Annotated in this window: 20 protein-coding genes; 7 read left to right on the top strand and 13 right to left on the bottom strand. The window is 67.9% G+C overall.

Features of this window, described 5'->3' with window-relative positions; genetic code table 11:
- Window positions 1-24: 24 nt before the first annotated feature.
- The 3 genes from D8670_RS13580 to D8670_RS13570 all read right to left on the bottom strand — a co-directional run bounded on the left by D8670_RS13580 (window position 25) and on the right by D8670_RS13570 (window position 1,725).
- On the bottom strand, window positions 25-336 hold the full coding sequence (locus tag D8670_RS13580) for a DdfA family disk-determining factor (protein WP_121818668.1): 312 nt from the start codon (window positions 334-336) through the stop codon (window positions 25-27).
- 418 nt (window positions 337-754) lie between these two features.
- Complete coding sequence (locus D8670_RS13575; protein ID WP_121818667.1) at window positions 755-1,057, bottom strand: DdfA family disk-determining factor; 303 nt, start codon at window positions 1,055-1,057, stop codon at window positions 755-757.
- A gap of 359 nt (window positions 1,058-1,416) precedes the next feature.
- A complete protein-coding gene (locus D8670_RS13570; RefSeq protein WP_121818666.1) occupies window positions 1,417-1,725 on the bottom strand; it encodes a DdfA family disk-determining factor in 309 nt (102 codons plus the stop codon).
- A gap of 187 nt (window positions 1,726-1,912) precedes the next feature.
- Between D8670_RS13570 and D8670_RS13565 the strand changes: the two genes are divergently transcribed.
- The gene (locus D8670_RS13565) at window positions 1,913-3,649 is read left to right on the top strand and encodes a cbb3-type cytochrome c oxidase subunit I (protein WP_121818665.1); all 1,737 of its coding nucleotides are present in this window, start codon (window positions 1,913-1,915) and stop codon (window positions 3,647-3,649) included.
- A 28-nt stretch (window positions 3,650-3,677) separates the two neighbouring features.
- On the opposite strand, the gene D8670_RS13560 is transcribed toward D8670_RS13565, so the two are convergent.
- The 4 genes from D8670_RS13560 to D8670_RS13545 form a co-directional block, all read right to left on the bottom strand.
- A complete protein-coding gene (locus D8670_RS13560; protein ID WP_121818664.1) occupies window positions 3,678-3,881 on the bottom strand; it encodes a hypothetical protein in 204 nt (67 codons plus the stop codon).
- A gap of 55 nt (window positions 3,882-3,936) precedes the next feature.
- Complete coding sequence (locus tag D8670_RS13555; protein ID WP_121818663.1) at window positions 3,937-6,351, bottom strand: DEAD/DEAH box helicase; 2,415 nt, start codon at window positions 6,349-6,351, stop codon at window positions 3,937-3,939.
- 2 nt (window positions 6,352-6,353) lie between these two features.
- Entirely contained in the window at window positions 6,354-7,844 is a 1,491-nt protein-coding gene (locus D8670_RS13550) for a ribonuclease H-like domain-containing protein (RefSeq protein ID WP_162994304.1), read from the bottom strand.
- A gap of 78 nt (window positions 7,845-7,922) precedes the next feature.
- Complete coding sequence (locus D8670_RS13545; protein ID WP_121818661.1) at window positions 7,923-10,289, bottom strand: DUF262 domain-containing protein; 2,367 nt, start codon at window positions 10,287-10,289, stop codon at window positions 7,923-7,925.
- 120 nt (window positions 10,290-10,409) lie between these two features.
- On the opposite strand from D8670_RS13545, the gene D8670_RS13540 reads away from it, so the two are divergent.
- Window positions 10,410-10,877, top strand: a complete 468-nt coding sequence (locus D8670_RS13540) for a metal-dependent hydrolase (protein WP_121818660.1) — start codon at window positions 10,410-10,412, stop codon at window positions 10,875-10,877.
- Window positions 10,878-10,890: 13 nt separating this feature from the next.
- On the opposite strand, the gene D8670_RS13535 is transcribed toward D8670_RS13540, so the two are convergent.
- Window positions 10,891-11,193 (bottom strand): HalOD1 output domain-containing protein, encoded by a 303-nt coding sequence (locus D8670_RS13535; RefSeq protein ID WP_121818659.1) that lies wholly within the window; start codon window positions 11,191-11,193, stop codon window positions 10,891-10,893.
- Window positions 11,194-11,323: 130 nt separating this feature from the next.
- Between D8670_RS13535 and D8670_RS13530 the strand changes: the two genes are divergently transcribed.
- Together D8670_RS13530 and D8670_RS13525 are read left to right on the top strand one after the other, a co-directional pair.
- Window positions 11,324-11,677 (top strand): hypothetical protein, encoded by a 354-nt coding sequence (locus tag D8670_RS13530; RefSeq protein ID WP_121818658.1) that lies wholly within the window; start codon window positions 11,324-11,326, stop codon window positions 11,675-11,677.
- Window positions 11,678-11,968: 291 nt separating this feature from the next.
- On the top strand, window positions 11,969-14,488 hold the full coding sequence (locus D8670_RS13525; RefSeq protein WP_121818657.1) for an efflux RND transporter permease subunit: 2,520 nt from the start codon (window positions 11,969-11,971) through the stop codon (window positions 14,486-14,488).
- Between the two features lie 12 nt (window positions 14,489-14,500).
- Here the strand turns inward: D8670_RS13525 and D8670_RS13520 are convergent, their stop codons facing one another.
- The 4 genes from D8670_RS13520 to D8670_RS13505 form a co-directional block, all read right to left on the bottom strand.
- Window positions 14,501-15,130 (bottom strand): COG4315 family predicted lipoprotein, encoded by a 630-nt coding sequence (locus tag D8670_RS13520; RefSeq protein WP_121818656.1) that lies wholly within the window; start codon window positions 15,128-15,130, stop codon window positions 14,501-14,503.
- A 64-nt stretch (window positions 15,131-15,194) separates the two neighbouring features.
- A complete protein-coding gene (locus D8670_RS13515) occupies window positions 15,195-15,497 on the bottom strand; it encodes a DUF8036 family membrane protein (RefSeq protein WP_121818655.1) in 303 nt (100 codons plus the stop codon).
- Window positions 15,498-15,548: 51 nt separating this feature from the next.
- Window positions 15,549-15,842 carry a winged helix-turn-helix domain-containing protein gene (locus tag D8670_RS13510; RefSeq protein WP_121818654.1) on the bottom strand — a complete coding sequence of 98 codons (294 nt, stop codon included), beginning with the start codon at window positions 15,840-15,842 and terminating at the stop codon, window positions 15,549-15,551.
- A gap of 70 nt (window positions 15,843-15,912) precedes the next feature.
- The gene (locus D8670_RS13505; RefSeq protein ID WP_121818653.1) at window positions 15,913-16,917 is read right to left on the bottom strand and encodes an ornithine cyclodeaminase family protein; all 1,005 of its coding nucleotides are present in this window, start codon (window positions 16,915-16,917) and stop codon (window positions 15,913-15,915) included.
- Between the two features lie 134 nt (window positions 16,918-17,051).
- Between D8670_RS13505 and D8670_RS13500 the strand changes: the two genes are divergently transcribed.
- The 3 genes from D8670_RS13500 to D8670_RS13490 all read left to right on the top strand — a co-directional run bounded on the left by D8670_RS13500 (window position 17,052) and on the right by D8670_RS13490 (window position 19,990).
- Window positions 17,052-17,732, top strand: coding sequence for a class I SAM-dependent methyltransferase (locus tag D8670_RS13500; RefSeq protein ID WP_205254094.1), 681 nt, complete (start codon window positions 17,052-17,054; stop codon window positions 17,730-17,732).
- Window positions 17,733-17,822: 90 nt separating this feature from the next.
- Window positions 17,823-19,253: an APC family permease gene (locus D8670_RS13495; protein WP_121818652.1), complete on the top strand. Its 1,431-nt coding sequence runs from the start codon at window positions 17,823-17,825 to the stop codon at window positions 19,251-19,253.
- A gap of 2 nt (window positions 19,254-19,255) precedes the next feature.
- Window positions 19,256-19,990, top strand: a complete 735-nt coding sequence (locus D8670_RS13490) for a universal stress protein (protein WP_121818651.1) — start codon at window positions 19,256-19,258, stop codon at window positions 19,988-19,990.
- A 197-nt stretch (window positions 19,991-20,187) separates the two neighbouring features.
- Here the strand turns inward: D8670_RS13490 and D8670_RS13485 are convergent, their stop codons facing one another.
- Window positions 20,188-20,619, bottom strand: coding sequence for a response regulator (locus tag D8670_RS13485; protein WP_121818650.1), 432 nt, complete (start codon window positions 20,617-20,619; stop codon window positions 20,188-20,190).
- Window positions 20,620-20,768 lie beyond the last annotated feature (149 nt).

Genomic DNA, 20,768 nt, shown 5'->3' with positions numbered 1-20,768 from the left:
AATCTCGGTCGACGCGGGGGCGGCTCAGTCGGAGATGACCGCTCGCGCGGCGCCGGCGGTCTCCTCCGCGACCGGAACGACGTCCACGGTCCCGTCGGCGTGGACGCTCACCTCGCAGCCCGCGTACGCGAACTCGAAGCGGCCGCCGAGGCGCTCCGTCCCGTCGATCCGGTCGGCGAAGAGCTTGTCCAGCGCGTCGGGGTCGACCGTGTCGAACAGCGGGGGGAGCTCCAGCGGGTCGTCGCCGGTCGCGTCTGCGACGGCGAGGACGACGGTTTGGCTGACGGGATCGTTCTCGGCGGTGCGTTCGGTGTGGGTAGGCAGTTCGACGCTCATCGTCTACTACCTCCAACGATCCCTCTCGGTATGGGCCGAGTGGCTAGAGACATTCCCTCTCCGGGACGGGGGAGCTATGTGTATTCAGCGGCTCGGTCGTCATATCAGCGATACCGACGAGTCGCCGAACGGCCACAGAACCGCGTGGTGTGGCCGGAAGCGGCCGTTTCCGATCACGGTGCCGCTCCGCCGCCTCGATCCGCCGCGGCGATCGAACGCCGACAGCCGTCCCCGCGGCAAGCGATCGAGCGCGCGGGCGGAAAGCGGGAGGATTCGCGGTGATGGGGACGGCGCGGGCGCCGCGGAACGTCGACTCAGCTGGCGCGACCGAGAGAAAGGGAGGCGGCGAACAGTGCGGCGAGGCAATAACGAGAGAAAAAGCTCGGAGAAAAGCGGCCGGAACGGGAGCAGGAGAAACTCAGTCGGAGGTGACAGCGGGTGACGCGGCGGCGGTTGATTCCGCGCCGGGGACGACCGTGACGCGGCCGTCCGCGCGGACGCTCACGTCGCAGCCAGCGTACGCGAACTCGACGGTACCGTCTCCACGCTCGGCGCCGAACGCCGACGAGTCGAAGAGCTTGTTCAGCGCGTCGGGGTCGATCGCGTCGTAAAGCGGGGGAAGCTCGAGCGGGTCGTCGCCGATCGCTTCGGCGACGGCGAAGAGGACGGTCTGGCTGACGGGGTCGGCGTCCGCGGTTCGCTTCGTGATGAGATCGTTCATCGTATACCTCCTCTAACGATCTCTTTCGGTATGGGTCAAGTGGCTACACGCATATACTCGCCCCGTCCGCGCGGGTTATATGTATTCAGACGAGGCCTGCTATATCAGCCGTAAAACAGGTTCTCGGGTCGATTTCGGCCGGTTAGAGGTTTCGATGGCGTTTTCCGACGCGTGAGGATCCGCAGACCGAAACGAGTCGGATCTGAGATATGCGGTCCGCGTTGCCACGCGGGCGCCGACCGCTGGCGGAGTCCGACGGCTCGCGATCGGTCGTGAGAGATAGAGTGGGGGAGTGTTCCTCGGCGATCGGAGAGTGACGGGCGCGGCAAGCGGTGCGCGCAGAGACTGGATGGCTCGAATCAATCGGAGGAGATCGTCGGCGCGACGCGGGCGGACTGTTCCGCGACGGGGGAGACGGCGACGCGCTCGTCACCGCGGACCGTCACGTCACAGCCAGCGTAGGTGAACTCCACCTGTCCCTCCCGCCCGTCCGCCCCGAACGCCGACGAGTCGAAGAGCTTGTTCAGCGCGTCGGGGTCGATCGTGTCGAACAGCGGGGGAAGCTCCAGCGGGTCGTCGCCGGTGGCTTCGGCGACGGCGAGGACGACGGTCTGACTGACGGGCTGGGAGTCGGCGGCGAGTTCGGTGGTGGTGAGTGTGGAGTTCATCGTCTACTACTTCCAACGATCCCTCTCGGTATGGGTCAAGTGGCTACAGGCATATCCTCGACCGGCCGTCGCGGGTTATATGTATTCAGCGGGCGCCGTAGTGTCGACATCGCGAACGGTATCGCCGCCACTGGCCCGAACATGTGCCGGGAAACTGCCTTTATGAAGGGCTGAAAAACGGCCCCGCATGGCATCGACGTCGGTACAACTCGCTCTAACGGCGGTTACCGGACTCTTCCTGTTTCTCGTCTTTCGATGGATCGGAACGATCGAAGAGTGGCGGTCGTACAACCCTGCGCGGTCCGGCGGCGGCGGAGCGACGGAGCGCGAGCACGTCGAGAAGCCGGGCGGTCTCGTCCGGTGGCTGACGACGGTCGACCACAAGGACATCGGCCTCCTGTACGGGGCCTTCGCGCTGCTGTCGTTCGCGTGGGGCGGCATCGCCGTCATCCTGATGCGGACGGAACTGACCACGCCGGGCTCCGCGGTGCTCTCGACGGGGACCTACAACGCCCTGCTGACGAGTCACGGCATCACGATGCTGTTCCTGTTCGGGACGCCGATCCTCGCGGCGTTCTCGAACTACCTCATCCCGCTGCTCATCGGCGCGGACGACATGGCGTTCCCGCGGATCAACGCGATCGCGTTCTGGCTGCTGCCGCCCGGCGCGCTGCTCATCTGGGGCGGCATCCTCCTCGAACCGTTCACCGGGATCGAGGGCGCGCAGACGGCCTGGACCATCTACCCGCCGCTGTCGGCCGAACAGACGAACCCCGGCGTCGACCTGATGCTGCTCGGCCTGCACCTCACCGGCGTCTCGGCGACGATGGGCGCGATCAACTTCGTCGCGACCATCTTCACCGAGCGCAGCGAGGACGTCGGCTGGAGCAACCTCGACCTGTTCTCGTGGACCGTGCTCGTCCAGTCCGGACAGATCATCTTCGCGTTCCCGCTGTTGGGTAGCGCGATCGTCATGCTGCTGCTGGACCGGAACTTCGGGACGACCTTCTTCGCCGCGGAGGGCGGGGGCACCATCCTCTGGCAGCACCTGTTCTGGTTCTTCGGCCACCCCGAGGTGTACATCCTCGTCCTCCCGCCGATGGGCCTGATAAGCCTCATCCTGCCGCGCTTTTCGGGCCGGAAGCTGTTCGGGTTCAAGTTCGTCGTCTACTCGACGCTGGCGCTCGGCGTCCTCTCGTTCGGCGTGTGGGCCCACCACATGTTCGCGACGGGCATCGACCCGCGGCTCCGCGCCAGCTTCATGGCCGTCTCCATCGCCATCGCCATCCCGAGCGCCGTGAAGACGTTCAACTGGATCACGACGATGTGGAACGGGGCGCTGCGACTGACCGCGCCGATGCTGTTCTGCATCGGCTTCATCGCGAACTTCATCATCGGCGGCGTCACGGGCGTCTTCGAGGCGGCGATCCCCGTCGACCTCGTGCTCCACGACACGTACCACGTCGTCGCGCACTTCCACTACGTCATCATGGGCGCCATCGCGTTCGCCGTCTTCGCGGGGATTTACTACTGGTTCCCCCTGGTCACCGGCCGCTGGTACCAGCGGACGCTCGCGAAGTGGCACTTCTGGCTCTCGATGGTCGGCACGAACCTCACGTTCTTCCCCATGGTCCTGCTCGGCTACGGCGGGATGCCCCGCCGGTACGCGACGTACGAGCTGACGACGGGCCCGCTCGGGTACTTCGTCGACCTGCACCAGGCGGCCACGCTCGGGGCGTTCGTGCTCGCGATCGGCCAGATAATCTTCGTCTGGAACCTCGTCCAGTCCTGGCTCGAAGGCCCCCGCGTCGGCTCCGGCGACCCGTGGGACCTCGGCGAGCACGGCCTCCGCACGAAGGAGTGGGACTGGTTCGAGGAGCGCCGGGAGACGATGCTCGCGGACGGCGGCGAGCAGTCGGACTGACCGCAGTCGTTTCGCGCCGCGGTCGTTCTTATTTCGAGACGGTCCGCAGCATGCTCGTCAGTGACTTGCCGAGGAAGAAGCCGAACAGCGCACCGAAGGCGGCGTAGTCGGTCCCGCCGACCGCGCCGCCGGCGGCGAGGCCGACCGCCGCGATCGCGTACTCGGAGCGGCCGCTGACGATTCGGCGGAGCGACGAGAGATCTTCGCGAGCGGTTTCGGACCGACGGGACATGGATCCGGTGAGACGCCACGTCCCCGGGCTGCTTTCGCCGAACCGGTTCGGTCGGTCAGTCCATCCGCGACAGCACCGCGTCGAGGATGCGCACCGTCGCGGGCGAGTGCAGCGGTTCGTTGCCGTTGCCACACTGCACGTCCATCAGGCAGGCGGGACAGCCGTTGACGCCGTCGCAGTCGCAGGTGGCGACCCGCTCGCGGGTGCGGGCCATCACGGCCTCGGCGTGCTCGTAGATGCCCTTCGCGAAGCCGATGCCGCCCTCGACCGTGTCGTGGATGAACCACGTCGGCACCTCAGTCTCGGGGTGGCGATTGATGCTCAGGCCGCCCATGTCGCCCTTGTCCATCCGCAGTTCCAGCGGCGCGAGCTTGATCATGCCGTGCTCCGCGCCGTGGAGGCCGCCGAGGAACGTCCACTCCTTCGTGCCGAGCGACGCGGAGCCGGAGGGCTCGGCCAACTGCTCGTCCGGGATGTCGTCGACGACGCGCCGGAACAGGTCCCGCGGCGTCTCGATCCACATCAGTTGCGTCCGGAGGTCGATCGGCGGGAGGCCGGTCGGCTCCGGCGGGCCCTTCGTACGACCCGTCGCGATCTCGATCCGCTTGTAGTGGCTGTAGTGGATCCGCACCGTCCCGGTGCCGAAACAGAGCCGGTAGCCGTCGCCGAGGTCGCGTTCGCGCTGCACGTCGAGGTCGGAGACGGACTTCTCGGAGAGGGTCTGCGTGTACTCGTTGGTGCGGGCCTCGCGCACGGTGACGTAGGGGTGGGGAACGTCCTCCTCCAGTTCCACCACCTCGTACTCGGTGCCGTCGTGGAGCGTGATCGCGCCGGGGTGGAAGTCGCGGTACGCGCGCTCGCGGTCGATCGGCTCCATGTCTATCTCGCCGTCCTCACACCGGACGTCGAACTGCTCGCCGGAGGTGGCGTACATCGAGATGTCGGCCTGCGGTCGCGGCGCGCCGTCGTACTGGACGCCGTGGTCGAGGTGGCCGACGAACCGGCCGGCGTCCTTCCACATCTCGACGGCGCGTTCGAGGCGCTCCTCGCCGCCGAACCAGCGCGAATCGTCGCGCGTGAGCGGCAGTTCCTCGGCTGCGCAGAGCAGGTGGCGGGCGTACACGACGTTGTTGTCGAGGTCGACGACCGCGTCCTCCATCGCGTCGCCGAGGAGGTAGTCGGGGTCGTCGAGGACGTACTGGTCGATGGCGTCCGCGCGGGCGACCAGCACGGAGAGCGCGTCCGCCGTCCCGCGGCCGGCGCGGCCGACCTGCTGCCAGAACGACTGGCGCGTGCCGGGGTAGCCCGCGACCACCGTCGCGTCGACGGAGCCGACGTCGATGCCCAGCTCCAGCGCGTTCGTCGAGACGACGCCGTCTACGTCGCCGGACTTGAGCCGGTACTCCGTGCTCCGCCGGCTCTCCTTGCCGTGGCCGGCGTGGTACGGCTCGACCGAGAGGTAGCCGCCGGAGGGGTGCTCGCCCGCGGCGCGCTCCGCGGACTTCGCGGCGAGTTCGGTGCCCTGGCGCGACCGCGCGAACATGAGCGTCTGGACGCCGTTCAGCCCGAGGTGCGCGAGCACGTCGCTGGCCTCGCTGTTGGCGCTGCGCTTCGCGCCGAGGAACTCCTCCATGTCGAACTCCTCGGCGAGGTCGTCGTCGAACGGCGGGTCCCAGAACACGATGCGGCGCTCGCCGCGGGGGCTGCCGTCGTCGTCGACCACCGAGAACGCCTCGCCGGTGAGCGCCTCGGCGTGCTCGGCGGGGTTGCCGATGGTCGCGGTGGTACAGACGAGGCGGGGGTCGCTCCCGTAGTAGTCGAGCACGCGGCGGAGGCGGCGGAGCGTCCACGCGACGTGCATCCCGTGGACGCCGGTGTAGGTGTGGGACTCGTCGACCGCGAGCAGCTCGCAGTTCGCGAAGGCGTCGCGCCACTTCTCGTGGTGGCCGAGGTAGACGTTGATCCCGGCGAAGTTCGAGACGATCACGTCCGCGTTCTCGCGGACCGCCCGCCGGCGGTCCCGCGGCGTGTCGCCGTCGTAGGTCGCGACCGTCACGTCGACGTTCAGGTCGTCGTAGAGGTCGTTCAGCGCCTGCTCCTGGTCTCGCGACAGGGCCTTCGTCGGGTAGCAGAAGAGCGCCCGCGCGTCGGGGTTCTCCCGCTTCAGGAGCGCGAAGTACAGCGCGTAGACGTAGGTCTTCCCGGAGGCCGTCGACGTGGCGACGGCGACGTTCTCCCCGTCCAGCAGGCGCTCGATCGCCTCGGCCTGGTGGGTGTAGAGGTCGTGACCGAGGTCCGCGGCCAGGTCGGGGCCGAGCACCGACGCCGCGTCGACGTACTCCGCGTCCTCCGCGGGTCTCGTCGCCGCGTGGACGATCTGGTCCTCGTACTCGGGGAACTGCTCGCGGAGGCGGTCGGGCGACAGGACGTCGACCTGCTCGCTCCAGCCGATGGGGTCGTTCTCGGACATGGTCAGAAGTCGGTGAGGGTGCCCTGCGAGGTGTTCCCGCCCGTCGACGGGCCGGACTCGCGGCCGGGCGCGTCCCCGCCCGCGTCGGCGAGCGCGTCGTACACGAACGCGAGCGACCGGACGTCGTCCTCGCAGTAGCGCTCGTGGCGGTCCCAGTCCGGTTCGCTCTCGGGCGTCCGCTCGCGCATCCACCGCCGGTACGCCCGGCCGACGGCGGCGCCGGTCAGGCCCGTTCCGGCGGCGTCCCACCCGAGCGCGGCCGCCACGTCGCCGAGTTTGTTCGTGCGACCCGGGAGGACGGCGTTGTCCTGCCGGGACGCCCAGTCGTACGGGTCGAAGGTGTACGCGCTCTCCCAGTCTTCCGCGTACTGCGGACAGTGGCGCTCGGCGTGTTCGGCGATGGCGGGGAAGTCGAAGTTCAGACCGTTGTACGCGACGACCGGCCGCCCCCTCGCGTTCGCGGCGTACCACGATAGGAAGGCCTCGACCGCCCGGCCGGGGTGGTCCGGGTCGCGGTTCAGGAACGACATGTACGTCTCCTCCCCCTGCCTGTCGAGGACGCCGATCAGCCAGATCACCGTCGGCGTGAGGCCGTCCGTCTCGATGTCGACGAAGACGGGCTCGCCGTTCGGGAAGTACTCGTCGCCGTAGCGGACGACCTCGCCCTCGACCAGCGCCCGCGCGTGGTCACTGATCGTCTCGGCGGTGTCCCGGCCGACGCGGGGAACGTCGAGGAGGTCGGCCGCCGTCGCGTCGGCGACGGCCGCCCGGTCGGGGTAGCCCGCCTCGCGGAGACGCTTCGCCGTCGCCTCGCCGACCCCCGAGAGCGCCCGGAGGCCGAGCCGCGACGTTCGGATGGAGGTGGTGCAGACGGTGCCGTCCGGATGGAGGTAGAGTGTCGATACCGCCGCGCCGCCGCGGTCGCCCCCGCCCGCGTCGTCGGCGTCCGGGCCGGCCCCGGCGACGGTCAGGCGGTCCCACTCGCGGTAGTAGTCCACGGGGGCCGTCGTCGAGAGGTGAGTGTAGGACCCGTCGAGCGAGTCCGGCGACAGCGCCGCGCGGTAGCCGTCCGCGCCAGAGAGCGTCGCGTCGAGACTCGTCAGGCGGACGCTCACGTCGAGCCGGTCGGTGAGGACGTACGTCTCCGTCGCGGTGTCGAGCGTCTCGTCCGCCTCCAGCGCGGCGATGGCGGCGAGGCCGTCGTCGCTCGCGGGAACGACGACGTCGACGCCGCCGGACGCCGTTCCGTCGGTCGGCGGGCGGCGCTCGCCGTCGCCGCCGAGGCGGTAGTGCTCGGGGTCCGATCCGCGCGAGTCGTCGCCCGGGACCAGGACCGGTCCGTACGCATCGACCAGATCCGGCGCGACGGCCCGGAGGCGGACCAGCGCCCCGGGGTCAGTCAGGAGGAGGGCGTCCGGGTCGGCGTAGTCGAGCGCGTCCCGCAACTGCGCGGCGCGACAGCGCTCGACGAGGCTGGGGGACAGAACCGTCACGCTGACCGGGGGCGACATGAGTGTTCAGTCAGGTTGAGGATCCGGGCGTGTAAAAAACGTCCGTCGGCGGTCTTTCGCTCAGTCCTCCACGACGGTCCCGTGGTTCGCCTCGATCAGGCCGAGGCGTCGGCTTGTCTCCCGATCTACCTTCGAAGAGATGTCGTACGGTTCGAACTCGTCGTCGAGGATCCCGTCGAACCGCACCGATTCGAGCAGCGCGTGAAGCAGCGCCGCTTTCCGCTCCGTCAGCCGCTCGTAGTTCCAGAACCCGTCGAGCGATTTGGGCGGGTCCTCGCTCCGAAGCCTGTCGATGTCCGTCTCTGTCAGTTCACCGCGCCCCATGGTGAAGTACTCGTTGACACTGATCGCCTCGAAGTCCGTCTCCTCGTAGTACGTGAGGATCTTCTCCGAGAAGGGCTTGTTGCCGAGGCTGAGGTTGTCCTCCGATTCGAGAAGGACCATGTTGCCCAGGTCGTGGATGAAGTAGTCCGCGATCTCCTGGAGTTGCGAATCGCGGTTCTCGATCGCATCGTCGGCGATCAGTCGCTCGATGATCGTCGCGACGGCCGAATCCCCGTCGTCGGTCCGGAAGAAGTGTTGGAGCCAGTCGTACCGCTCGTCTGCGGGCGCATCGCTTCGGATCGGGGACTGCGGCAACACGTGTTCGAGGTGAATGGTACCGACGTTCAGCCGGTTCTCGACGGCACCGTCTTCCGAGTAAAACGTTTCGGACGTCATCTTCCAGAGTAGGACCCGGGCGTACGTGTTGCTCCAGTCGTAGTTCTCGTTGACAGTGTCGACGAACGACTCGAAGAAAAGCTGTTGCGCCCGGTCCTTGACGTCGTCGACGATCTCCTCAAACAGGGATCGGTCGAACGGTCGCTGTCTGAACGACTGGCACGCCGCGACATACACCGGGTCCTGTTTGCTCGGGTAGACGTTGGTCAGGGAGATACGACAGCTCACGTTCTCGATCACCTTGAGGAGGTCCACGAAGAAGGCCTCGTTCTCGTCGGTCGCGCTCTCTCGGACGCGGGAGTAGACGAGAAGTACCAGCGGCCGCCACTGCTCGTACCCCAGCTTGTTCAACCGTGTTATGATCTCGTTCACCTGCTCCTCGCGGGTATCGTCGCGAAGCTGGATGCGTCGGTCCGGGTCGATGATCCGGTGGTAGTAATCGGAGTACGTCTCGACGTCGTTCAGGAACTCTCGAGTTTCCTCTTTGGTCGTCAGCAGCGGGTCGATAGTTCGGTTCCCGTTGGCGCCCTGTTCGAACGCTTCTAACAGGTTCTTCGTGACGTCGGTTTTCGACCTGATACCGTCCTCGTTCGCGGTGATGTAGTCGGTCAGGAAGTCCTCGACGTCGCCGTAGTCGTTGTCCAGGGTCTCGATCATCGCCTCGAACTTCTCCACGTCCTCCGCGTCCTCGTTCCCGTTTTCACGGAGTCGACTCACGATCCGGGCCCTGATGATGTCGACTTTCTTCAAATTCATCCCGCGGTCGTTGAGGATCTGGAACACGTTCATCATGAGCGACGACCGGTTGGACGTGATCTCGAAGTATCCGACGATAAACGAGTTGAGAACGTAGTTTACGACGTTCGTGAGCGCTCGCACCCGCTCGTCGTCGGTTTCGAACGTATCGGCCAAGGTCTCGGAGAGACGCTCGTAAAAGTACTCGTACGCCCGGAGTATTCGGTCGTTCGCGTTGTCGAAGTGTTTGTTGTCGTTTTCGTACGTCTCGTACAGTTCCGGCGGGAGGTTCAGTTTGTCGGCGTAATCGTGAACCCGGATGGCGTGTCGCTTTCGATTCCCGTGGACGCTTTCCCGTTCCTGGATGAACGAGAGCCGCGTCTCCGCGTCGCCGACGAGCGCCGCGTAGAACTCGCTGTTGTGTTCGTTCAGGTTCAGCGCCGGCCGCTGTCGTCCCGGAATACTGGAGGGGAGATACAGCACGCTCTGGATGGTGTTGCGGAGCGCGTCCGCCATCCCGCGACAGTCACCGCTCTCCGGGTCGAGCGTGTCGAGAATGTCGGTGATGACCTTGAAGAAGATAGACAGCGTCGTGAGCCGCTGTTGACCGTCTATCACCTCGACGACGTCCGTGCTACCGCCCTCGGACGTTCCGCGCTTCGCGAAGAACATCGATCCGAAGAAAACGTCGGCGGTCCGCTCTCCCTCCGTCGAGAGCGACGCGCTGAACAGTTTCTCGATCTCGATCCAGAGGTCCTCCCACTGCGGCTCCTCCCACTCGTAGTTGCGTTGGTACTCCGGGATCTGGAACTCGTACTCGTCGATGAACTTCGCTAGCTTGTACTGATTGATGTCGATCTCGTTTTGCGCAAGCAGATCTATCACCGAACCGTAGTAGATCAGCTCCTCGTTATAATTCTCCTCGTCGTAGTCGATGAGGCGGTTTCCGATAGTGTAATCGCTATCCGGCATACCGCTCCTGTTATCCCTACAGTGACATAACTCCACGTCTATCAGTGCGGCCACGTTCCGCGGACAACAGTGACCAATCCGTCGACAGATTTTATTACGACGGTTAGCTAATTAGTAGCGTTGCTCACAGAACGGCTCGTAGACGGCTACACGGTCTTCCTGGCCGGCGCGATAGCGACGCACGCGCTGGTCGGCTACGTCCTCGGCCGCTCGGCGTTCGGGGCCGGAGCCGCGGGACTGGTCGGCGGCGTCCTCGCAGACGCCGACTTCCTCTTCCCCGGCGCGTGGGGGTTCCCGCTGGTCCACCGCGGGATCACCCACTCGGCGCTGGCGCTCGGCGTCGCGGCGGCCGCCGTCGCCGTCGCGCGGGACCGGCGGGCGGGGGCGGCGCTCGCACTGGGATACGCCTCGCACCTCGCCATCGACGCGACGACGCCGAAGGGCGTCCCCTTGCTGTACCCGGTCGCGGACGCGTCGTACGCGGTGACGATCAACCTCCACTCCGCGCCCGCCACCGCGGCGCTGTGGATCTGCTGTCTGACGGCGCTCGCGGCGGGACGTCTGTGCGGGCGACCGACGCCGTCCTGATGGATCTCGCCGCTCAGCGGTACTCTTCCCGGGGCGACGTGACCGTCACGTGGACCGTTTCCCGGTCGTCGCCGCGGAGGTCGACGCGGAGGTCGCCGACTTCGAAGGACAGGGCCGTCCCCCGACGCCGCCCGCGGGCGAAGACGGCGTCGAGCGCGTCCGGGTCGACGCTCTCGTAGAGGACGAACTCCGTCTCTCTCGGGTCGTCGCGGGCGGCCGCCGCGATGGCGTCGATGACGGCGTCGCTGAGCGTCCCGTCGTCGTCCGTCCGGTACACCTTCTCGACCCTCCCCGGGCGATCCTCTCCCGATATCACGTGACCGAATTGCACGCCACGGGGGATAAACCGACTACCGGAACAGTGGGGTCCCGGTTGCGGAGGTGGGACCACTCCGAAGTAATTTGGTGGTAGATTCAAGCGGTTGATGTGAGTAATGTTACCAAGGATGGAGCCAACGGTGTGCGAACCGGGCGGCATCAGGGTGGTGAAACTGTACGAGAGCGACCGCGAGCGGGAACGGGTGGCGTCTATCGAGGCCGCTATCGAGCGCGTTCGGGAGGCGCGTTCGGAGGACGCGGTCAGCGTGAAGATCGTCGCGCGCGACGGGTCGGTCGTCTACGACTCGGCGACGACTGGCGACATCGACGCCTGGGCGGCGGAGTGGCGACTGGCGAAGCGGCGTCTGGACTCCGCGGACCCCGTCCACGAGTGTCCGCACGGGAACCCCGGCTGTACCGAGGAGGGCCTCTGCGTCGAGTGCAAGATAGACAAGGAGAAGGAACGGGCGGCCCCCGCGTAGCGGACGGCGACGGACCGGCGGATTTCTCTCCTCATCGCGATCGACCGCGTCGGGCAGCGACGCCGACGGTCGGTTCGTCGGTCTCGCGGCGTCAGTCTCAGATTCTCCCTCGGAGGTGCTTAAAATAGGTCCGCAGTTTCGCTGTCTGTAACTCCGACAGTTTTTTTTTAACCACTCCGTCCACCGGTCGTACGTGTTCGACCGACAGACGCCTTCCACCGTCCGAGCCGAGGGTTCGCCGTCCCCGCACAGGATCGCCTTCTCGCCGGACGCGACGCGGAGAAAGAGACCATGACGAGAAACCCGCTCGACGGACTGATCGAGTTCGTCACGACCCACAACCGGATCGTCATCCTCCTCGTGCTGGCGCTGACCGGCGCGGTCGCCGTCGGCGTGACGGACCTCCAGACAGGGAGCGAAGCCGCGGACGACGATACGTTCAACGATACGGAAGTCCGCCAGAAGCAACAGTACATCGAGTCGAACTACGACGCCCGCGGGTCGGAGAACGTCTCCGTCTCGTCGGTGTTCGTCAGGGAGGAGGGCGGCAACGTCCTCTCGAAGGCCTCGCTGCTCGACTCGCTGCGGTACCAGCGGTCGGTGCGAGAGAACGACTCGGTCAGCGAGGCCCTCGCCGACGACCGCGGAACCGTCGGCGTCGCCAACGCCGTCGCGAAGCGCGCCGCCGAGAACCCGAACGCGAGCCTCGGCGAACAGATCGAGACGCTCGAATCGATGGACGAGAGCGAGGTCCGCGAGGCCGTCTCGGCGACGCTCACAGAGGGCTCGCCGGCCCTGCAACTGCTGCCGAACGACTACGAACCCGGCACGGCGAGCGCGGAGAGCCGGCGGATCGTCTTCCGGTTCGACGCGCCAGCCGAGTCGACCGACGACGACGCGGTCACGGCCGCACAGTACGCCCTGCACGACGAGGCCACACAGCGCGACTCGGCCGAGTACTTCACCCTCGGTGAGGCCGCGCGGATGGACGCCAACGACCAGTACATGCGGAACACGACCGAACTGATCCTCCCGGTCGCGCTGGCGCTCATCCTCGCCGTCCTCGCCTTCTCGTACCGGGATCTGACCGACGTGATCGTCGGGTTCGCCGGCGTCCTCCTCTCGCTCGTCTGGATGTTCGGCATCCTCGGCTGGCTGCGGGTGCAGGCGGGCATGACGCTCATCATCGGGCCCGTGCTCATCGTCGGGCTGAGCATCGACTACGGTCTCCACGTGTTCATGCGCTACCGCGAGGAACGAGCGGAGGGCGAGGCCATCCGGCCGCCGATGTTCCGCTCGCTGCGTTCCGTCGCCGTCGCCCTCGCGCTGGTGACGGTCACGACCAGCATCGGGTTCCTCGCGAACGTGACGAGCGCGTGGCCCTCCATCCGGAACCTCGGCATCGGCATCACGCTCGGCGTGGCGTCGGCGTTCGTCATCTTCGTGACGATCGTTCCGGCGCTGAAGGTCAGCGTCGACGGCCTCCTCGAGCGCGTCGGGTTCGACCGGCGCAAGCGAGCACTGGGCCACGGGGACTACCTCCGACCGGTCCTCGCCAGCGGGGCCGCGGCGGCGCGGAAGGCCGCCCCCGTCGTCATCGTCCTCGCGCTGGTCGCCGGCACCGCCGGAGCCGCCGCTTGGTCCTCGCTCGACAGGCAGAGCTTCCAGCAGCAGACCGACGAGGTCGCCGAGTGGAAGCAGGACCTGCCGGAGCCGCTGGGCTGGGAGCGCACGGCGCTCAGCGAGCGCTCCGAGTACGTCGACGAGCGCTACCGCGTGGCCGACGAGGCCGACCGCCGGCAGTCCCAGGTGCTCGTCGAGGGCGACGTGACCTCGCCGGCGGCGTTACAGCGGGTGCAGGAGGGATCCGAGGTCGCCCGCGACAGCGACGTCGCCTTCGAGCAGTCCGGGTCGGTGCCGGTCGTCACGCCGCTCACCGTCATGGAGTCGGTCGCCGCGGAGAACGACGAGTTCGCGGCGACGCTCGCCGAGGCCGACACCGACGGCGACGGCGTCCCCGACCGGGACGTCGAGGCGGTGTACGACGAACTGTACGAGGTCGCGCCCGAGGAGGCCGGCCGCGTGATCGAGCGGACCGACGGCGAGTACCGCACCCTCCGGATGATCGTCCCGATCGAACAGCGCGCCACGGTCGACGCGCAGGCCGACGCGATGTACGAGGTCGAGGACGCGGTCGACGGCGGCGAGGTCTCCGCGACGGCGGTCGGCGGGGGGACCATCTCGCGGACGATCGCCTTCCGGATCGCGGACAACATCCTGGAGACGATCGTCCTCGCGCTGTCGGCGGTGCTGGTCATGCTGATGGTCGTCTACCGGTTCGCGACCGGTCACGCCTCGCTCGGCGCGGTGACGGTCGTCCCCATCGCGCTGGTGACGGCGCTGGTCGTCGGCGGGATGTACCTGCTCGACGTCCCGCTGACCCTGCTCACCGCGCTGCTGATGAGCCTGGTGATCGGGCTGGGGATCGACTACAGCATCCACGTCAGCGACCGGTTCGCGCACGAACTCGACCGCGGGCTGGAGCCGGCCGCCGCCCTCCGCACCGCCGTCACCGGCACCGGCGGGGCTCTGCTCGGGAGCACGCTCACCTCCTCCGGGGCGTTCGCAGCGCTCACGCTCCACCCGCACCCGCAGTTCCAGAGCCTCGGCACGCTGGTCGTGCTCGCGCTCGTCACGTCGTTCCTCGTGGGCGTGTTCGTCCTGCCGAGCCTGCTGTACGTCTGGGCGCGGTACGTCTACGCCGACCCGGCCGACGCCGACGCGACCGGGACGCCGGCGTCGACCGACTGAGCGGTCCGCCGCTCAGTCCCCGCCGTACCCGCCGTAACCGCCATCTGACCCGTCGTCGGAGCCGTCGTCGTCCGAGCCGCCGCCCCCGGACTCGTCCCCGTCGTCCGGCTTGACGAGGCTCCCGTCGGGGCGGAGCAGCCACCAGACGTCGTTTGCCCCCTGCCCGTTCGCGTCTCCCGGTTCCTCGTCGGCGGCGAAGTAGTACAGCGGCCAGCCGGCGGCTGCGACCTGCGTCGATCCGTCCTCGCGCTCGAACGTCGAGAGGTCGGCGATCACGTCCTCGCCGGCGGTCGGCTCGCCGTCGACGGTGAGCGGCGGCCAGTTCTCCGCGCAGCCGTCGTAACAGGCGCTCTCTCCCGTGCCCCGCGCGTCCTGATCGAAGTTGTACAGCGACATCCCGTCCGGCCCGACGAGGACGTCGCCGTGCTCGTCGTGCGCACGGACCTGCACGGTCGCGTCGCCGTCGCTTCCGTCGTCCCCCTCTGCGGCCATCTCGTCCGTCCCGTTCTCGCTCCCCGTTTCCTCCGTCGTCTCGGTCGCCGCCGTCGTCTCGTCGCCGTCCCCCTCCCCGCCGCCGAGACAGCCGGCGAGGGCGGCGACCCCCGCGCTCGCGCCGATGAGTGTGCGCCGTGTTAACTCCATACGTGGATGGTCGTCCAGTCGGTAGTTGAGGGTTTTCCGAACTGCGTCCGAAATTCGTCCGAGGTCAGCGCCAGGTGACCCGGACGAGAAAGAGCAGCGCCGCCAGTTCCAGTCCGCAGAGGAAGGTGACGCCGACCTGTACGTCCGTTCCGGAGGCGAGGAACCAGCCGACGAAGTCGTCGTGGAGCACGTAGAAGTAGAGCCACAGCGCGTTCTCGACGGCGAGGAAGCCGGCGAACACGAGCAGACCGAGCGTGTGACTGGCCCCGTGGCTGCGGTAGTTCCGGAGCCAGACCGACCCGAGCGCCAGCAGTAGCGCCAGGTTCGCCGCCGCGGCGACTCTAGCCGCCTGCAGCCAGAGCTCCATCGTGTCCCCCTTCGGAACTCGCCGTTATAGCTCCTGTCCAAACTTCGTCCATCATTCCCCCTCCGCGTCGCTCTCGACCGCGTCGAGCACCTCCTCGGCCGTCTCCCAGTTCGCCCGCACCTGGTCGGTGAGCAGGTAGACGGCGGCGTACTCGTCGCCCGACTTCTCGACGACGTTGTTCTCCATGAGGACGTCCATGTGGTGGCGGATCGTCGTGTAGTCGAAGCCGAGATCGTCCGCGAGCTGGTTCGCGTTCCGCGGCCGCTCGTCTATCGCCCGGAGGATGCGCGCCCGCGTCTCCCCACCGCGGGAACTCGCGAGCAGATACCACAGTACACCCTCCATTCACGGCGGGCTTCACCGGGCGGGATTGTAAACACTCGGTGGACGGACAGGGACTCCGACGGCGCCGGCGTCACTCGTCCCGATCTCCACCGCCGTTCGCGCTCCCGCCCTCGTTCTCGCCCGATAGCGACAACTCGCGGCCGACGCCCGCCCCCTGCGCCCGTTCGTACACCGCGGTCGCGGCCGCCAGATCGAGCACCGCGCTCCCGACGCTCTCGACGACGACCAGGTCGCCCGCTTCGCCCGTCAGCGCGGCCGCGAGCGGCACGAGGTCGTCGGGGCCGAGGTCCGTGGGAAGCACGTCCCCGGTCTCGGCCGCCTCCACCGGCACGCCCGCGAACACCGTCGCGGCGCGTTCCAGCACGGCGGCGTCGAGCTCCCGCGTGTCTGCGTCGTACGCGCCGACCGCGATGACGAGTTCGGCGGTCAGCGCGTCCGGCGGGAACACCGGTTCCGCCGCGGTCGTCGCCGTCACCACGACGGTCGCGCCGCGGACGGCGTCCGCCGCGGAGTCGGCCGCCGACGCCGGGATCCCCTCGTCGCGGAGGTCGGCGGCGCACTCGAACCGCGAGTCGCTCGGTGAGTAGACCCGCACGTCCTCTACCGTCGCCGCGGCCGCGATAGCGCGCGTCTGCCAGCGCGCCTGGGCGCCGGCGCCGATCACGGCCAGCCGAACCGGCTCCGACGCCAGCGCCCGGACCGCCAGCCCGCCGACACAGCCCGTCCGGGCGTTCGTGATTCGCGTGCCGGCCATGTACGCCGCCGGACGGCCCGTCCGCGCCTCGGTGAGCACGATCTGGGCCTGCACGGCGGGGAGACCCCGCTCCGGGTTCTCCTCGTGGACGCTCGCCAGTTTCGTCACGTAGTGCTCCTCGCCGTGCACGTAGGCCGGCATCGTGAGCGCCGTCCCGTGCGGTTCGTCCCCGTCAAGCCCCGCGCCGACCGGGAAGTGCGGGCGCTGGGGACGTTCGACCGCCCCGGCGGCCTGCTTGACGAGGGCGTCCCGCACCGGATCGAGCAGCGACCCGACGTCGAGGAGCGAGCCGATCTCGCCGTCGTCGAGGATCAGGACCATACCGATCGGTTTTCCCGGGGGAGTATGAGTGTACGTCCCGACGCATGCGGACGCACCGCCTGTGAGGGAGTCTGATAAACCCATCCCGCACGTCCGGGGAAATCGCTATGCTGCGTCCCGTCGTACGCTGATCCATGCAAGAGACCGCCGAGCACGAGCACTCCTCCGTCTCCGACGGCTCCGATCGCATCGACCGCCGGCCGATGTCGCTCGACGAGATCCGGGGGATCTACGCCGACCAGGCGAAGTGGATGGCGCGGATGGACTGGGTCAACCGCCTGTTCACCGGGCGATACCGACGCCGCCTCTTCTGGAACGCGCGCGGCCGCGTCCTGGACGTCGCCTGCGGGACCGGGACCAACCGCCGCTATCTCCCCGATGCCGTCGACTACATCGGGGTCGATCTGAGCCCGGCGATGCTCCGGGAGGCCGAAGCGCGCTTCGAGGAACTGGAGCGCGGCGAGTCGCTGTTCGAGATGGACGCCGCGGCGCTCGAGTTCCCCGACGACAGCTTCGACACGGTCGTCTCGTCGCTCTCGACCTGCACGTTCCCGGACCCCGACGCGGCGCTCGGGGAGATGGCGCGGGTCTGCAAGCCCGACGGCCGAGTCCTCCTGCTCGAACACGGCCGGAGCGACGTCGGCGCGATCGCCCGGTTCCAGGACTGGCGGGCCGACGCTCACTACGAGAAGCACGGCTGCCGGTGGAACCAGGACCCGGCCGCCGTCGTCGCGGGGACGGGACTGGAGATCCTCTCGACGCGGTCGGCTGCGCTCGGGATCGTGACGGCGATCGAGGCACGGCCCGGTCGGTGACGCCCGGACGACCGGATCGCGGTCTGGGGCGGACGCAGACCGACGATAGCTCGACGCCGGGTTTATCCTCCGTCCACGCGAATTGCTACCATGGTAGACCAGGGCGTCGATGCAGAGACGACGGGTCGGAACGTCGCCGGGGAGACGCCCGCGGAGGAGCCGGAGGCGGTGACCGACGACGTCACCATCCACGACGAGGGCGTCGAACTCGAACGGACGATCGGCCTCGTCGGCGGGTTGGCGATCGGTATCGGTACGATGATCGGCGCGGGTATCTTCGTCTTCCCCGGCCTCGCGGCCAGTAACGCCGGCCCCGCGGCGGCGCTCTCGTTCGCCATCGGCGGCGTGATCGCGTTGCTCGTCGCCCTTCCGACGTCGGAACTCGCCACGGCGATGCCGCGAAGCGGGGGCGGCTACTACTTCATCTCGCGGGGGATGGGCACGGCCTACGGCGCGGTCGTCGGCCTCGGCCTGTGGCTGGGTCTGGTGTTCGCCTCCGCGTTCTACCTCGTCGGGCTGGGCCACTACGCGACCGCCGTTCTCGACGAGGTCGGCGTCGCGATCCCGTTCGACCCGGTCGTCGGGATCGGGCTGTTGTTCGGTGCGGGACTGACGGCGTTGAGCATCGGCGGCACGGAAAACACCGCGAAACTGCAGAACGGAGTGGTGGGGATCCTCCTCCTGGTCCTGACGGCGTTTCTCTCGTACGGCGTCCTCGACGCCGTCGGGATCTTCGGCGGCGGGAGCGTCCCGGAGGCGTTCTTCTCCCGGGGGTACTTCCCGGTGCTGACGACCGCCGCGCTCGTCTTCACCTCGTATCTGGGGTTCGCCCAGGTCGCGACCGTCGCCGGGGAGATCAAGCGACCCGGCCGGAACCTCCCGCTGGCGATGGTCGGGTCGGTGCTCGTCGTCACCGGGTTCTACGTCGTGACGATCTTCGTCGCGACGAGCGCGTTCGGCGCGGAGCGGCTCGGCGACTTCGGGGAGACGGCCATGGTCGAGGTCGCCCGCGACTTCCTCGGGTTCCCCGGCGCGGTCGCGATCCTGTTCGCGGGGCTGCTGGCGACGTTCTCCAGCGCGAACGCGTCGATCCTCAGCGCCTCGCGGGCGGTGTACGCGCTGAGCCGCGACGCCTTGCTCCCGCGGAAGGCGAGCGAGATCAATCTCCGGTACGGAACGCCCCACGTCGCCCTGCTCACCGCTGGCGGCCCGATCCTCGTCCTCGTCGCGACCGGACAGGTCGAACTGCTCGCCGAGGTCGCCTCGTTCCTCCACCTGATCATGTACGGCCTGATCTGCGTCGCGATGATCGCGTTGCGCCGGTGGGACCCGGCCTGGTACGATCCCAGCTTTCGATCGCCCGGCTATCCGCTGGTACCGGCCGTCGGCGCGCTGGCCAGTTTCGGCCTGATAGCGTTCATGCGTCCCGCTTCGATCGCCATCGGGTTCGCAGTCATGATCCTCTCGTACCTGTGGTACCGGTACTACGCCGGCGACGTGACGCTCAAAGGAGACATCTGACCATGACAGACCGACCATCGATACTCGTCCCGGTTCGCGTGCTCGAAGGAGAATCGATCCCGGAGGGAGTCCCCGAACTCCTTGCGAACGCCCACGTCGTGCTGCTGGGGTATCACGTCATCCCGGACCAGACCGCTCCGGGACAGGCCCGGATGCAGTTCGAGGAACGGGCGACCCAGCGCCTCGACGAGTACGAGACGATGTTCGAGGACGCGGGGGCGACCGTCGAGCAGCGACTCGTGTTCACCCACGACGGACAGAAGACGATCGACCGGACTATCGCCCAGTACGACTGCCTGGCCGCGCTCGTCCCGAACGCGACGGGACCGCCCGACGACGTGCTCGTCGCCGTCCGCGGCGCGGTCGGGATCGACCGCCTCGTCCGCGCCGTCGCCGGCCTCTTCGCCGACACGGGGACAGCCGTGACGCTGTATCACGCCGCCGATGCGGACGAGACGGACGACGACGTCCGAACCATTCTCGACGGAGTGGTGGACCGCCTGGTCGACCTCGGGATGGACGGATCGGCGATCCGGACGCGGATCGAGCGCGACCGGGAGCCCCTCGACGCGATTGTCGACGCTGCCGAAGCGTTCGACGCCGTCGTCATGGGCGAGTCCGACCCGTCGCTGGCGACGTTCGTGTTCGGAATGCCCGCGGAACAGGTCGCCGAGCGGTTCCTCGGCCCGGTGCTCGTGGTGCAGCGCGAACCTGCTGCCGCCGACGAGGAGCAGTAAGCGACCGTCTGACTCCGCTCGTCTCGACGAACGCGGCGGCGGCGGATGTATCCGCTCGGAACGGCCGCCGCGTCGATCACCGGTGGGCGGCGTCGGACGCCGGCAACGGACGACCGGTGGTGGAGAAGCGGGAGACTCGGTGGCGACCGGTCGACCCCGGGCGAGAGCGGGGTTCGACTAACTGATCCGAGTTTCGATCACTCGGCGTCGCCGAGCGTCCCCGTGTCTTCGCAGGACTGGACGGCATCCGAGAACTCGCCCGGTCCGATCGGCTTCCTGATGTAGGCGTCGGCCTCCGGGATATCCGCTTCGAGGTCGGCGCCCTCCTTCAGCGACCCCGTGAGCAGCACTACCGGGATGTCGTCGAGTCCGTCGGTTTCCTTCACCGTTTCGACTACCTCGTCGCCGTTCATCCGGGGGAGGTGCATGTCGAGCAGGACGGTGTCCGGCCGCGGCGCGTCGGCGTATTCGCCGCGCCGGTGGAGGAAATCGAGCGCCTCCGTGCCGTCCGTCACCACGTGAAACGTGCCCCGGTATCCACCCTCTTCGAGCATCTCCTTCGTGAGACGGATATCGCCCGGGTTATCCTCTACCAAAAGTATGTCGCCCAGATGCTTTGGTATACCCATTACCGTCCGCAGGAGACGGAGAGGGATGAATGATGCGCCACCTGTACGCCGCTAGTTGAACGGAGCCTTTCATAAGGCGGTTGTACGGGCCGGGAATGTCCGATTTCGGGTTTCGCCGCGCCCGTCGGTACCAACTACCACAGAGAGAT

It is taken from the genome of Halostella limicola, assembly GCF_003675875.1.
Classification (GTDB): Archaea; Halobacteriota; Halobacteria; order Halobacteriales; family Natronoarchaeaceae; genus Halostella; species Halostella limicola.
This window is presented reverse-complemented; position numbering and strand designations above follow the sequence as displayed.

Excerpts from the sequence above, each read along its gene's own strand:
- D8670_RS13505 (WP_121818653.1), bottom strand. The coding sequence starts at position 16,917 with ATGGTCCTGATCCTCGACGACGGCGAGATCGGCTCGCTCCTCGACGTC.
- D8670_RS13495 (WP_121818652.1), top strand. The coding sequence starts at position 17,823 with ATGGTAGACCAGGGCGTCGATGCAGAGACGACGGGTCGGAACGTCGCC.
- D8670_RS13500 (WP_205254094.1), top strand. The coding sequence starts at position 17,052 with ATGCAAGAGACCGCCGAGCACGAGCACTCCTCCGTCTCCGACGGCTCC.
- D8670_RS13565 (WP_121818665.1), top strand. The coding sequence starts at position 1,913 with ATGGCATCGACGTCGGTACAACTCGCTCTAACGGCGGTTACCGGACTC.
- D8670_RS13575 (WP_121818667.1), bottom strand. The coding sequence starts at position 1,057 with ATGAACGATCTCATCACGAAGCGAACCGCGGACGCCGACCCCGTCAGC.
- D8670_RS13485 (WP_121818650.1), bottom strand. The coding sequence starts at position 20,619 with ATGGGTATACCAAAGCATCTGGGCGACATACTTTTGGTAGAGGATAAC.
- D8670_RS13555 (WP_121818663.1), bottom strand. The coding sequence starts at position 6,351 with ATGTCCGAGAACGACCCCATCGGCTGGAGCGAGCAGGTCGACGTCCTG.
- D8670_RS13580 (WP_121818668.1), bottom strand. The coding sequence starts at position 336 with ATGAGCGTCGAACTGCCTACCCACACCGAACGCACCGCCGAGAACGAT.
- D8670_RS13520 (WP_121818656.1), bottom strand. The coding sequence starts at position 15,130 with ATGGAGTTAACACGGCGCACACTCATCGGCGCGAGCGCGGGGGTCGCC.
- D8670_RS13570 (WP_121818666.1), bottom strand. The coding sequence starts at position 1,725 with ATGAACTCCACACTCACCACCACCGAACTCGCCGCCGACTCCCAGCCC.
- D8670_RS13510 (WP_121818654.1), bottom strand. The coding sequence starts at position 15,842 with ATGGAGGGTGTACTGTGGTATCTGCTCGCGAGTTCCCGCGGTGGGGAG.
- D8670_RS13525 (WP_121818657.1), top strand. The coding sequence starts at position 11,969 with ATGACGAGAAACCCGCTCGACGGACTGATCGAGTTCGTCACGACCCAC.
- D8670_RS13530 (WP_121818658.1), top strand. The coding sequence starts at position 11,324 with ATGGAGCCAACGGTGTGCGAACCGGGCGGCATCAGGGTGGTGAAACTG.
- D8670_RS13545 (WP_121818661.1), bottom strand. The coding sequence starts at position 10,289 with ATGCCGGATAGCGATTACACTATCGGAAACCGCCTCATCGACTACGAC.
- D8670_RS13490 (WP_121818651.1), top strand. The coding sequence starts at position 19,256 with ATGACAGACCGACCATCGATACTCGTCCCGGTTCGCGTGCTCGAAGGA.
- D8670_RS13515 (WP_121818655.1), bottom strand. The coding sequence starts at position 15,497 with ATGGAGCTCTGGCTGCAGGCGGCTAGAGTCGCCGCGGCGGCGAACCTG.
- D8670_RS13560 (WP_121818664.1), bottom strand. The coding sequence starts at position 3,881 with ATGTCCCGTCGGTCCGAAACCGCTCGCGAAGATCTCTCGTCGCTCCGC.